Here is a 13,231-nt window from a genome sequence, read left to right as displayed (position 1 = left end):
AGGTAAGATAATTTTTAAATATATTTAATAATCGGGTTACATATTCAATTATAAAGGATTGGTTCAGCAAGTGTATCTCTACTCCGCTATCCTAAGCTCCACTCTGGCCCCATAAGCACGAACGTTTGCTTGTCCACCCACAGGAAAGGTAATCATCGGCGATGTATGTCCAAAGTCCACGTCTGCGATCACAGGAATATCAGATAATTCTTCTTTCGAGCGGATAATTGTAGTTAGCAGCTTCTTTGACATACGCGATTCTTTTTGGAATCTGCCGATCACCAACCCTTTGACCTCTTCAAACTCAGGCTGATGAATTAGGGATTGCAGATCTCGATCAAAGGTTGCAGGTGCTGACTCATAATCATCCTCGATGAACAAAATAGAATTCTTTAAACTAGGCATATACTCTGTTCCCTGCAAAAGATTTAAAGTGCATAAATTGCCACCAATAATCGTTCCTTTCGCTTCCCCATCATTGATAATGAATGGACCTTCATTTTTAATAAATATCCGGTTTTCCTGATCCAGATACCACTCATCATCACTCCAATGCTTGGAAGGCTGCACGAGAATTTCTTTATTGTCCATCATCAGCCTGCGGAAATATTCGATGGTATATTCATTATCGTGGAGCATCGCAAATGTGGAAAAATGCGGCCCGGAGTATGTAACTAATCCTGTTTGAGCATAAATCGCATTACTTAGTGCAGTAATATCCGAATAACCACATAAACGCTTTGGATTCCCCGCAATGATTGAATAATCTATATAACGCAGCAGCTGGTTACTATTGAAGCCTCCAATGGTCGTTAATATTCCTTTCACTTTGGGGTCTAAAAAGGCTTCGTGCAAATCCTCAATTCTCGAATCAATAGAAGAGGAAACAAAATCATCCGTCTCAAAAGAATTTGTTGAAATGGATATCCGAAAACCTAACCGTTCAAGCTGCTCTTTGGCAATTTTTCTTTGCTGAGCATCGATTAATGACAAACTTCTGGAAGGAGAGATAATCCGCAGCTCATCTCCAGGCTTTAATTTATCAGCTCTCATCATTTAACCTCCCTATATTCATGAATTACAGATTAGGTAATTACTCTTCCTTCCAGTATATCTCTTTTCAAAAAAGTGGAAAACACAAAAAAAGGCGGAACGCATTTGCGTCCGCCTTTCTGTTGCCTGCTAGAGCAATTTTGGAGAAAAATTATTTCATTACATGAATTGGGTGACCTTCAACCAATTCAGCAGCTTCCATGACGATTTCGCCAAGGGTTGGATGCGCGTGAATAGTCAAGGCGATATCTTCAAGCGTTGCGCCCATTTCGATTGCCAAACCAAGTTCAGCGATCAAATTGGATGCTTCGATACCAACGATTTGAGCTCCCAGTACCAAATTGTTCTCGGAGTTAGCAACAATTTTGATGAAGCCCTCTGGGCTGTTCAAAGATACTGCGCGACCATTTCCTGCGAATGGGAATTTGCCGCTTTTCACTTTGTAGCCTTTGTCTTTTGCTTCTTTCTCAGTCAAACCAACGCTTGAGCACTCAGGATCTGTAAATACAACAGCTGGGATGACTTTGTAGTCAACAACAGATGTAAGTCCTGCGATTGCTTCAGCAGCGATTTTACCTTCGTAAGAAGCCTTGTGAGCCAAAGCAAGACCTGGAACAACGTCGCCGATAGCGAAGATGGTAGGAATGCTTGTGCGTCCTTGGTGATCAACTTTGATCAATCCGCGCTCGTCGAGCTCAAGACCGATCAGGTCCAGACCAAGTTCACCGTCAGTGTTAGGACGACGACCTACAGTAACAAGCAAGTAATCTGCTGTAACTTCTTTGGACTCGCCACCAACAGAGTATTTCACGGTTACTTCTTTGTCGTTCTGAACAGCACTTTCAGCTTTAGCGTTAGTTACGATTTCGATGCCAGTTTTAGCCATGTTTTTCGCAACAAGACGAGTCATATCTTTATCGAAGCCTGGAAGTACAGTATCCAAACCTTCGATGATTGTTACTTTAGTGCCAAATTTAGAGTACATTTGACCAAGCTCGGCACCGATGTATCCACCACCGATTACGATCATGCTCTTCGGAATTTCTGGAAGTTCCAGAGCTTCAGTCGAAGACAGAATACGTCCGCCGAATGGGAAAGGTTTAAGTTCAATTGGACGGGAACCTGTAGCAATGATGCAGTGTTTGAAGCGGTAACGTGGAGATTCATGATCATTGAACACACGTGCTTCTGTGTCGCTGATAAACATGCACTCGCCGTTAAATACTTCAATTTTGTTGCCCTTCATCAAGCTAGTCACACCGCTAGTCATTTTTTTAACTACGCTGTTCTTGAACTCTTGAGTTTTGGCAAAATCCACTTTAACATTCTCAGCTGTAACGCCGAAAACTTCACCATGCTGTGCAGATTCAAATTGATGTGCAGCAGCGATCAAGGCTTTAGAAGGAATACATCCACGGTTCAAACATACACCGCCGAGTTCCGATTTATCCACGATGAGGACTTTTTGGCCGAGCTGGGCGGCACGAATTGCCGCCACATACCCACCAGGACCTGCACCAATGACCAATGTATCAATATCTAGTGAAGCGTCTCCTACTACCATAATTATACCTCCATAACCAGCAGCTCAGGATTATTGAGCAGCGATTTAATGTAGTTCATAAAGTTTTGAGCAGTCGCACCATCGATAATACGGTGGTCAAAGCTGAGTGACAACGCCATTACTGGAGCAACTACGATTTCACCATTTTTCACAACTGCTTTTTCACTGATACGGCCAGTTCCGAGGATAGCCACTTCAGGGAAGTTGATGATTGGAGTAAAGAACATACCGCCAGCAGAACCGATGTTACTGATGGAGATCGTGCTGCCCTTCATTTCGTTAGCAGACAATTTACCGTCACGGCCACGAACAGCCAAGTCAGTGATGCTGCTAGCGATCATCCAAATGCTCTTACGGTCAGCGTCTTTGATAACTGGAACGATCAAACCGTTTGGTGTATCAGTAGCGATACCGATATTGTAGTATTTCTTGTAGACAATTTCGCCTGCTTCTTCATCAATCATAGCATTAAGTGCTGGGAATTGACGGGAAGCTGCAACAAGAGCCTTAACGATGAATGGAAGGTAAGTAACCTTAACGCCTTTTTTCTCAGCAATAGGTTTCATACGCGTACGGAATGCTACCAGTTCAGTAACATCTACTTCATCCATGATGGTTACGTGCGGAGCAGTGTAAGCCGATTTAACCATTGCGTTGGAGATCGCCTTACGAATACCCTTGAATGGTACACGTTCTTCTTCAAGACTAACGTTACCGCTAGCTGCTGCAGGTGCTGCTTTAGCTTCGGTCTTAGCAGCCTTAGGAGCTTCAGACGCCGCTGCTGCTGCAGGAGCCGCAGGTGTAGAACCACCTTTCAAGAAGGCTTCTACGTCTTCACGAGTGATTTTGCCACCTTTTCCAGTTCCGTTCACTTTGGAAATATCCACTTTTTGCTCACGAGCAAATTTGCGAACGCTTGGTGTAGCCAATACATCGCGGTCAGGAGCTGGTGTTACACTTGCAGATCCGCCTTCTTTAGCATCAGCAGGGCTTGTTGCTGCAGGGGAAGAAGTAGTGTTTGCACTTCCTTTTGCTGCATCAGCTTCAGCAGATGCATGACCTTCTTGTTCAGGAACGTCGCCTTCAGCAGCGATAATAGCAACAACTTCGCCTACGCGGCAAACTTGGCCATCTTTAGTCAGAACTTCCAATACAGTACCATTCACTGGACATGGAACCTCAACTACCGCCTTGTCATTTTGAACTTCCATGATGATGTCATCATCCGTTACCTTGTCACCGGCTTTGATATGCATTTTGATGATTTCACCTTCATGCAGACCTTCACCCAACTCAGGGAAGCGATATTCAAAATTCGATGCTTTGTTAGATGCTGGAGCAGCTGGCGCTTGAGCAGCAGGAGCTTCAGTAGCAGCACCCTCTTGATCAGGCACGTCACCTTCTGCTTCGATAATAGCCACTACTTCACCGACACGGCATACTTGACCGTCTTTAGTCAGAACTTCCAATACAGTACCGTTTACTGGGCAAGGCACCTCAACTACCGCCTTGTCATTTTGAACTTCCATTACGATATCATCATCCGTTACCTTGTCACCGGCTTTGATATGCATTTTGATGATTTCACCTTCATGCAGACCTTCACCTAGTTCAGGAAATCGGTATTCAAACTTTGCCACTTTGAAAACCTCCTCGTGAAATTGGGACTAACCTTATGATTTAAACTTTATAAGATGAAACAACGTTGTCATCCATATGGATGACAACTGTTTCTCGTAAAAATATTTAGAATTCCAAAACTTTCTTCACGCCTGCAATAATACGCGCTGGGTTTGGAAGCCATGTATCTTCAATTTGTGCAAATGGATATACAGTGTCAGGACCTGCGATACGAAGCACAGGAGCTTCTAAGTGCAGTAGAGCTTTTTCATTGATTTGTGCGATAACTTCAGCAGCTACACCCGCACTCTTTTGTGCTTCTTGCACCACGATAGCACGGTTAGTCTTCTTCACAGACGCTACAATAGTGTCGATGTCGATCGGACTTACAGTACGAAGGTCGATAATTTCAACATTAACGCCTTCTTTTTCGAGTTGCTCGGCTGCTTTGGTAGCTGTATGTACCATCAGCCCGTAAGTAATGATCGAAACGTCAGAACCTTCACGTACTACGTTCGCTTTACCAAGTTCAACTGTATATTCACCTTCTGGCACTTCAGCACGGAATGCATGATAAAGGTTCAAGTGCTCCATGAAGAATACAGGGTCATTGTCGCGGATAGACGCGATTAAAAGTCCCTTAGCATCATATGGGTTTGAAGGAATTACAACTTTAATCCCTGGGCTTTGTGCGATCAAACCTTCGAGTGAGTCAGTGTGAAGCTCAGCAGCCTTAACTCCGCCACCAAAAGGAGTACGGAATACTACTGGAGCATTATATTTACCGCCAGAACGCCAGCGCAGACGTGCCGCTTGAACAACGATCTGATCCAGAGCTTCAAAGATAAAACCTACGAATTGAATTTCTGCAATTGGGCGGAAGCCTTGTACACCAAGACCAAATGCCAGACCGCCGATAGCGGACTCAGCTAGTGGTGTATCAAAAATACGATCTTCGCCAAATTCCTTTTGCAGACCTTCTGTTACACGGAAAACGCCACCTACATTACCAACATCCTCTCCGAAGATAAGAACGTTAGGGTCACGATTCAGTTCAACGCGCATCGCGTCGCGGATCGCTTCTTTCATATTCATTTGTGCCATTGCCTGATATCCCCCTTATTCAAAATCGGCTTTTTGCTCTTCCAGATGTTTAGGTGTTACTTCGAACATGCTGTCGATCAAGCCAGGTATTGTCATTTTTTCGGTTTGTTCAGCTTTTTTGATCTGCTCGTTAACAGTAGCTTTCGCTTCATCTTTCACGCGCAGTGTATCTTCTTCAGTCCAAAGACCTTTCTTCTCCAAATACTTGGCAAGACGGGCGATTGGATCCTTTTCACTCCATTGTCCTTCTTCTTCTTTCGAACGATATTTACTTGCATCGTCAGAAAGGGAGTGTGGACGGAAACGGTAAGTTACAGCTTCGATCAATGTAGCACCTTCGCCGTTGCGTGCACGTTCAGCAGCATCGCGTACAGCACTGATTACTGCAAAGATGTCCATACCGTCAACCTTAATCCCTGGAATACCAGCTGCAACCGCTTTGTGAGCGATCGATTTGGAAGCCGTTTGTTTAGCGAACGGAGTCGTAATCGCGTAACCATTGTTTTGAACAAAGAAGATTACAGGCAGTTTAAAACGACCAGCAAAGTTCAAGCCTTCGTAGAAGTCACCTTCTGAAGAACCGCCATCACCAGTGTAAGTAATCGCAACACTCTTTTGTTTTTTCAATTTGAAGCCCATAGCAATACCAGTAGCGTGCAGGATTTGCGCACCAATGATAATTTGTGGCATCAATACATTAACACCATCAGGAATAGCTCCACCATGTTGGTGACCACGGGAATATAAGAAAGCTTGGTACAATGGAAGTCCGTGCCATACTAGCTGCGGAATATCACGGTAGCCTGGGCATAAGAAGTCTTCTTTCTCCAAAGCGAACTCACTACCAATCATGGTAGCTTCTTGACCGGATACCGGTGCGTAGAAACCAAGACGACCTTGACGGCCAAGGTTTACTGCACGATCATCCCAAGTACGGGTAAATACCATACGATACATAATTTCTTTCAGTTGATCGTCAGTTAAATCTGGCATCTTATCCTTATTGATAATTTCTCCATCCGGGGAAAGTACCGATAGAGCCTCGACGTCCTCTGTATACACTTCATAAGGAACTTTACTCATTATCTTCACCTCAATAAAAAAATTTGAATATCAGCTGCCTCTGTTATAATATTATTATACACCTGTTTAGTTACTTTCGTCAAAGAAATACTTATAAAATTTATATTCCTTTAAATTTTGTATGTATAACAGGTGAGATAATTTAATATAACAGTTTAACACTTTTCCAACAAGTAAATGATTAATAACACAGTTACACATTTAATAATTTTAGCGTAACCCTGTGTGTATTGCAAAATTCGACAAGAAAGGTGACGTGACAACGATGAGCGATTCTGTTTTTCTGAAACGCACAATTGTAAAAGAAACGCTTTGGAGTGAACATCTGCAGGAGGAACGTAAATTACGTATCTATCTGCCCCCAGGCTACAATGAAGTTCTCAGTTACCCCGTGGTGTACTGCCAAGACGGAGAAGAATTTTTCAACTTTGGACGCATTGCTACACTTGCTGGACAACTTATTATAGAAGAAGATGTCGAGCCCTTCATTATCGTCGGTGTAGAAGTTAACGTCGCTGTTCGGACTCAAGAATACGCTCCGTTCGGCAGCCGATTCAAGCAGTACCTATCTTGCTTTTCCGAAGAGATTATTCCCTTCATTGAAAAAAATTATCCCGTACGCCGTACACCCGAAGAACGAATCTTAGCCGGCGATTCCCTTGGAGGCAGCGTCTCCCTCCATCTCGCACTTGCTTATCCAGCTATCTTCACACGTATCATCAGCCTATCCGGTGCATTCTATCCCGAATCACAAGCCATGCTGGCAAAAGAAGAAGATCTCGCCTGGCTTAACATTAATATGGTCGTTGGACTGCAGGAAACAGATTACCAGACTGATACAGGGACCTACGATTTTGTTCAGATGAACAGAGAAACAAAAGCGTTGCTTGAAGCACGTGGAGCTACCGTATCCTACCGTGAGAAAGACGGTCGTCATCTCTGGGGCTTTTGGCAAAAGGAACTCCCTGAATCTCTACTCTATTTTTTAAACACATAATGCCTTATTGATAGAAGCAAAAAATGAACATCTAAAGAACGTATGTAGATTTCAGCCGTGTTTGCGCTTACAGTTTAATCCAGCGAATTTCCTTAATTTACTTTAATACTAATCAGAGAGGGCTGGAACCCAACCGGGTTACAGCTTTTCTCTTATCACCATTTCAAGCAAAACGTCACAGCCTGCATTGATTAAATCATATACCTGCTCAAAATTCCCTGTAAAATAAGGGTCTGGCACTTCTCTCAATTCTTCCTCAGGCAATAAATCCATGAAGAACAAAAGCTTAGCCTCTTCCCCACCAGGAACCTTTCGAACATTCTCTCCATTAGACTTGTCCATACAAACGATATAATCAAACTTCTGAAAATCCTCGCTACTGACCAAACGCGCTGCCATATTTGCATAACTAATCATGTTTTGATCAAGTATACGTCTAGTCCCTTCATGCGGTTCCTTACCAATATGCCAATCTCCAGTTCCCGCACTGTCAACCAGAATCTTATGTGAAAGCTCTTGTTCATCAATCTTATGGCGCAGAACTGCCTCCGCCATTGGTGAGCGACAAATATTACCCAGACATACAAATAGCACGTTTACGATTTCATTCACCTCCCAATTGTTAAAACATAAGTAAATATGAATTTATGCACATAAAAAATCGCACACTATCATTTTAGCGTTGTCTTGGTCAATTGTGCAACTTTTCAATCTGCATTATACTGGGACAGGATAACCAACTAGAGTTTTAGAGGAGGAATGGATGTTATGCCATCCAAACGTGTCGTTATTTTTGCCGGTGGAGAACTATCTCCGGATTATTTCGCTCTATTAGATGAAGAAGATTTTATTATCGGTGCGGACCGGGGTGCATTATTCCTAATCTCACATGGATATATACCAGATATTGCAGTAGGTGATTTTGATTCTGTATCGCCTGAAGCTTTTCAGGATATTCAATCCAAAAGTAAAAAAACCATCACTTGTGATGCCGTAAACAAGGATTTAACCGACAGTGAGATGGCGCTCGATATTGCGATGAATCAGCAACCTGATTCTATTTTACTATTAGGAGTTACAGGCACTCGAATTGACCACTCCTTAGCCAGCATTCAAATGATGACAAGGGCTCTGCAACGTCAAATCAATTGCTACGTCATGGATTCTAATAACTATGTGACACTTACCGGATCCCAAACAGTCATTGAAGATTTGGGCTACACCTATGTATCTTTGCTTCCATTAACTCCTGAAGTAACAGGGATTACATTAGAAGGATTTCAATATCCTTTGAATGACGCCACTTTAAAGCTAGGCCAATCTCTAGGTGTAAGCAACAAACTGATTTCCTCCACTGGAACAGTTAGAATACGTAGTGGATTATTGCTGATTATCCAGAGCAAAGACTAAATACATAGTGATATAGAAACATCCTTGTAACTTTTGTTTTAAAATCAAAAAGCCGATAAATCCTTTATATATCAAGGGGTTTACGGCTTATTTTATTGTCCAAAATATCAAGTTATTAATTTTTTGTAACTTTTAATGAATTTTTAATAAAACGTTTACAACCCAGGCCCAGCCTCACTTTATTGCTGCTCTACCAAATTTTATGACATAGATAACCTGCTATACTACGAATCAGGCAAGCAAGACAAGACACAGCAAGACAGATTGATATACTAACTTTGGAGGTACTTACAACATGAATAAACAACAATGGATAAAAAAAGCGATTGTCATAGGAATGGTTACTACGATGGGCTTAGGAACAATGATGGCAACAGGCGTAGGCGCAACTAAAGTCGAAGCCGCTACAGTGTCCAAAGGACAAAGCGTTGTCAATTTCGGGAAAAACTATATGGGAACTCCATACAAATTCGGAGCATCTACTTCTACTACTAAGGTTTTTGATTGCTCTTCATTTATGAAACATATCTTTAAAAAGTATAATGTATCATTACCCCGTACAGCTGCAGCTCAATCAAAAGTAGGAACTTCTGTTTCCAAAGCAAACCTTCGTGTGGGCGATCTTGTATTCTTCTCTAGCGGCAGCAGAGCAACTGGTAAAAATGTAACTCACGTAGCTGTTTACGCCGGAAACGGTAAAATTCTGCACACTTACGGTAAACCAGGTGTTACGGTTTCTGATCTTAATTCTGGTACATGGAAAAAGACTTATCTAAAGGCTCGCCGCGTACTGTAAACAACAGCTCTATAGTAGAGTCTTTTCTATAAAAGAGAATAAGTCTCAGGATGTGGTGCTGCCTTCGGGCACCCTCATTACATATCCTGTTCCGCGAACAGTGTGAATTAACTTGTTCCGGTACCCTTTATCAATCTTTAAGCGGATATGCCTGATGTATACATCTACAACATTGGTATCTGCATGGAATTGATATCCCCATACTTGTTTGAGTATTTCCTCGCGGGAACATATAATCCCTCGATTCGCAGCGAGATAATATAGAAGATCGAATTCTTTATGCGTCATCTTAAGCTCGATCCCTTCACGGGTGACCAGCCTGCGGCTGGGATCGAGCATTAAACCATCCACCTTTAACAGATGTTTTAAATTTCGACGCCGACCCGTGAGGGTTAATAAATTTAGAATTCTACATTTGAATTCACCGGTATGTAGTGGTTTTGACATAAAATCATTCCCCCCGGCTAAAAAGGCCGCAACCGCTCCGTTACCCGATAACTCTTCGGAAATCACCATGACCGGAAGAATCATTCCCTCATCTCTTACTGCGGAAATGATTTTCCATCCTTCCCATGTTCCCACCTCGCCTAAATCAGCAAGCAGCAATACCGGTTCTACTTCAGAAATGGATAAGCGAAGATCTTCGGGATCTTCGCTTTTTGTTATTTGCAGACCGATATCATTAAACACTTTTTCTATAGCGATTCGCTCTTCTACTCCTCTTTCGTTTCCCTCAGACATATACCATATCAGTTGCTCACTCACAAAGATCCCCCGTATCCATCAGACATGCATCAGCATCCCATTAATAGATATAGAATCCCCGGAAAGCAGAGAGACCATTCCTAGGAAATGGTCTGAAGATCAGTTTATCTTGCTTTTTAACCGAAATATCGATGATAAAAGCTACGGGCGGCGGCAATATCCTTCGTCCCATGAATCAATGCCCGGCCATCTGCGAAGATCACCATCCGGTAAGGACCTTCTTTAAAGGAAATTAGATAAGGATTGCTCTCTACCTCACCGTCTCCTAAACGAGACAAGCGGCTGGCTGTTTCCTGCAGGTTAAGGCTCTGCGGCCGGGCAGGGCGGATTTGTACGGTATCCCTACCACAAAGCACATCACTTCGTTCCGTATTCAAGGCTGTTAGATAAGGGTAGATCGGATGAGTCCCACAAGAAGGGCAATTCTCCTTTTTGGCACTTTTCACTCCAATTTCTTGATGTTCATTACGCCATACATCGAAAGTGAGCAGTTTATTTCTTAATTGGTCCTTACGGTTACCGAGAAGCTTTAACGCCTCAGCTGTAGCATTTGCAGTAACCAATTGCACGGCCTGTGGAAGAATACCCGCTGTATCACAGGTATCTCCCCCTAGTGGGACTGTACCTAAAAGACAATGAAGACATGGCGTTTCTCCAGGCAAAATCGTATATGTAATTCCATAGCTTCCTACACAAGCTCCATAAATCCAAGGGATATTATTCTTTTGGGCAATATCATTAATGATGAGACGTGTATCGAAATTATCGGTCCCATCCATAATCAGATCCACCCCTGAGATGAGTCCTTCCAGTTCTTCCTTCCGCACATCCATAACATGCGCTTCTATGACAACCTCAGAATTAATCTGCTGCAGTCTGTTCTGGGCTGCTATGGCTTTCGGAGCTCGCTCCTGTGCATCCATCTCGGTATACAGCTGTTGCCGCTGCAGGTTACTCCACTCTACATAATCGCGATCAACGATAAGGACATGCCCAACACCACAGCGGACCAATGTCTCTGCAATCCCTGTACCTAACGCACCCGCACCAACCACAAGCACTTTTGATTTTGCGAGCCCCTGCTGTCCTTCAGTACCAAATGGCGCGAAACGTATCTGTCGTGAGTATCGATCTTCTCGCCCGGCGTTATGAAACATACATTATCTCCTCCCCATATCCAAAAAGCGGAGAACAGCAGGATGTCTGCTATTCTCCGGATTTATGATTATTCTATACTTGTACAGCTGACCACTGCTCAACATCCCAAATTTTCGTAACCCAATCTTCATAGAAATCAGGTTCATGGGATACAAGCAGGACTGTGCCTTTATATTCTTGCAAAGCGCGCTTCAGCTCTGCTTTAGCAATAACGTCAAGGTGATTGGTAGGTTCATCGAACAGTACCCAGTTGCTTTCACGCATCAAAAGCTTACAAAGACGCACCTTCGCTTGCTCCCCACCGCTCAGCATACTAAGCGGACGTGTAATATGTTCATTTTTTAGACCACAGCGAGCCAGATGCCCACGAACTTCGTTCTGAGTTAAACTGGAGAATTCATTCCAGACATCCTCAATAGGCGTAAGACTAGCTGCTTTCACTTCTTGTTGGAAATATGCAGGGTTCAGATAATCCCCAAGATAGGTTTTGCCGCTGTATGTTGGGATCACTCCCAGAATAGTCTTCAGCAGTGTAGATTTACCTACACCATTGCAGCCAACAATAGCAATCTTCTCCCCACGTTCAATGACCATATTTAGCTGTGGCAGCAGCGGACGATCATAACCAATCTCGAAATCAATTCCTTCGAATACGGTTTTGCCGCTTGCCCGGCTCTCTTTAAACTTAAAGGTCGGCTTAGCAGCTTCTTCAGGACGATCAATTCGGTCCATACGATCAAGCTGCTTCTCACGGCTTTTTGCCCGGCCTGAGGTTGAAGCACGCGCTTTATTCCGTTGGATGAAGTCCTCTTGTTTTTTGATAAAATCTTGTTGTTTCTCATAGGCATCGATATGCTGGTTTTTGTTCATCTCCGCCATATCAAGGAATTTCTCATAGTTCGCCGTGTAACGGGTCAATTTACCAAACTCCAAGTGATAAACGACATTAACGACTTTATTCATGAACTCAGTGTCATGGGAAATCAATATAAATGCATATGGGTACTGTTTCAAATAGTTGGTCAGCCAATCGATATGCTCAACATCCAAATAGTTGGTAGGCTCATCAAGCAATAGTACATTGGGTTTCTCAAGCAAAAGCTTTGCCAGCAGTACTTTGGTTCTTTGACCACCGCTAAGAGAAGCTACATCACGATCAAGCCCAATCACGGACAGGCCTAAACCATTTGCCATTTCCTCCACTTTTACATCAATCAGATAGAAATCTCCGATGTCCAGTTGTTCCTGAATGTCCCCCATCTGCTCCAGTAGTACTTCTAGTTCCTCAGGCGAAGCATCACCCATCTGCTCTGTGATCTTCAGCATTTCCTGCTCTAACTCAAGCAGTGGCAGAAAAGCGTCCTTTAGAACATCGCGAATCGTTTTTCCTGGTGTAAGAATCGTATGTTGGTCCAAATAACCGTAACGCACCCGAGGGGTCCATTCTACTTTACCATTATCCTTCAAAAGCTTTCCTGTCAAAATATTCATTAGCGTCGATTTACCAACGCCATTTGCTCCAACAATTCCAACATGTTCTCCTGGTAACAACCGGAAAGACACGTTCTTGAACAACGTCCGATCCCCAAAATTGTGGGAAACGTCTTCTACAGTAAGTAAACTCATAAATTCTCCGCAAGCTCCTGTCTATACTTAAATAATGCGTAAATCAAATCACGTA

General features: G+C 43.1%; 12 protein-coding genes. 3 read left to right on the top strand and 9 right to left on the bottom strand.

The features are described from left to right. Nucleotides 1-78 precede the first annotated feature (78 nt). From MHH49_RS24175 to pdhA, 5 genes are all read right to left on the bottom strand, one after another. Nucleotides 79-1,053 (bottom strand): S66 family peptidase, encoded by a 975-nt coding sequence (locus MHH49_RS24175; RefSeq protein ID WP_445667573.1) that lies wholly within the window; start codon nucleotides 1,051-1,053, stop codon nucleotides 79-81. 151 nt (nucleotides 1,054-1,204) lie between these two features. Continuing rightward, on the bottom strand, nucleotides 1,205-2,617 hold the full coding sequence (lpdA, locus tag MHH49_RS24170; protein WP_036687684.1) for a dihydrolipoyl dehydrogenase: 1,413 nt from the start codon (nucleotides 2,615-2,617) through the stop codon (nucleotides 1,205-1,207). 2 nt (nucleotides 2,618-2,619) lie between these two features. Further along, the gene (locus tag MHH49_RS24165) at nucleotides 2,620-4,257 is read right to left on the bottom strand and encodes a 2-oxo acid dehydrogenase subunit E2 (RefSeq protein WP_341138553.1); all 1,638 of its coding nucleotides are present in this window, start codon (nucleotides 4,255-4,257) and stop codon (nucleotides 2,620-2,622) included. 106 nt (nucleotides 4,258-4,363) lie between these two features. Further along, nucleotides 4,364-5,341 carry an alpha-ketoacid dehydrogenase subunit beta gene (locus MHH49_RS24160; protein WP_038571553.1) on the bottom strand — a complete coding sequence of 326 codons (978 nt, stop codon included), beginning with the start codon at nucleotides 5,339-5,341 and terminating at the stop codon, nucleotides 4,364-4,366. Nucleotides 5,342-5,356: 15 nt separating this feature from the next. Continuing rightward, the gene (pdhA, locus tag MHH49_RS24155) at nucleotides 5,357-6,424 is read right to left on the bottom strand and encodes a pyruvate dehydrogenase (acetyl-transferring) E1 component subunit alpha (protein WP_036687689.1); all 1,068 of its coding nucleotides are present in this window, start codon (nucleotides 6,422-6,424) and stop codon (nucleotides 5,357-5,359) included. A gap of 265 nt (nucleotides 6,425-6,689) precedes the next feature. Here pdhA and MHH49_RS24150 point away from each other — a divergent pair, with 265 nt between their 5' ends. After that, complete coding sequence (locus tag MHH49_RS24150) at nucleotides 6,690-7,421, top strand: alpha/beta hydrolase (RefSeq protein WP_036687691.1); 732 nt, start codon at nucleotides 6,690-6,692, stop codon at nucleotides 7,419-7,421. 138 nt (nucleotides 7,422-7,559) lie between these two features. Here the strand turns inward: MHH49_RS24150 and MHH49_RS24145 are convergent, their stop codons facing one another. Further along, nucleotides 7,560-8,024, bottom strand: coding sequence for a low molecular weight protein-tyrosine-phosphatase (locus MHH49_RS24145; protein ID WP_036687823.1), 465 nt, complete (start codon nucleotides 8,022-8,024; stop codon nucleotides 7,560-7,562). Between the two features lie 165 nt (nucleotides 8,025-8,189). Here MHH49_RS24145 and MHH49_RS24140 point away from each other — a divergent pair, with 165 nt between their 5' ends. Together MHH49_RS24140 and MHH49_RS24135 are read left to right on the top strand one after the other, a co-directional pair. After that, on the top strand, nucleotides 8,190-8,831 hold the full coding sequence (locus MHH49_RS24140; RefSeq protein ID WP_036687693.1) for a thiamine diphosphokinase: 642 nt from the start codon (nucleotides 8,190-8,192) through the stop codon (nucleotides 8,829-8,831). Between the two features lie 295 nt (nucleotides 8,832-9,126). After that, entirely contained in the window at nucleotides 9,127-9,627 is a 501-nt protein-coding gene (locus MHH49_RS24135) for a C40 family peptidase (protein WP_036687694.1), read from the top strand. Between the two features lie 45 nt (nucleotides 9,628-9,672). Here the strand turns inward: MHH49_RS24135 and MHH49_RS24130 are convergent, their stop codons facing one another. From MHH49_RS24130 to MHH49_RS24120, 3 genes are all read right to left on the bottom strand, one after another. Continuing rightward, nucleotides 9,673-10,392: a response regulator transcription factor gene (locus MHH49_RS24130; protein ID WP_076103939.1), complete on the bottom strand. Its 720-nt coding sequence runs from the start codon at nucleotides 10,390-10,392 to the stop codon at nucleotides 9,673-9,675. A gap of 116 nt (nucleotides 10,393-10,508) precedes the next feature. After that, nucleotides 10,509-11,549, bottom strand: coding sequence for a ThiF family adenylyltransferase (locus MHH49_RS24125; protein ID WP_076103941.1), 1,041 nt, complete (start codon nucleotides 11,547-11,549; stop codon nucleotides 10,509-10,511). 73 nt (nucleotides 11,550-11,622) lie between these two features. Further along, nucleotides 11,623-13,176, bottom strand: coding sequence for an ABC-F family ATP-binding cassette domain-containing protein (locus MHH49_RS24120; protein ID WP_036687697.1), 1,554 nt, complete (start codon nucleotides 13,174-13,176; stop codon nucleotides 11,623-11,625). Nucleotides 13,177-13,231: the final 55 nt, after the last annotated feature.

The organism is Paenibacillus sp. FSL F4-0122 (genome assembly GCF_038002845.1).
GTDB lineage: Bacteria > Bacillota > Bacilli > Paenibacillales > Paenibacillaceae > Paenibacillus_AQ > Paenibacillus_AQ odorifer.
The sequence above is the reverse complement of the archived record's forward strand: the minus strand, read 5'-3'. Positions and strand labels throughout refer to the sequence as shown.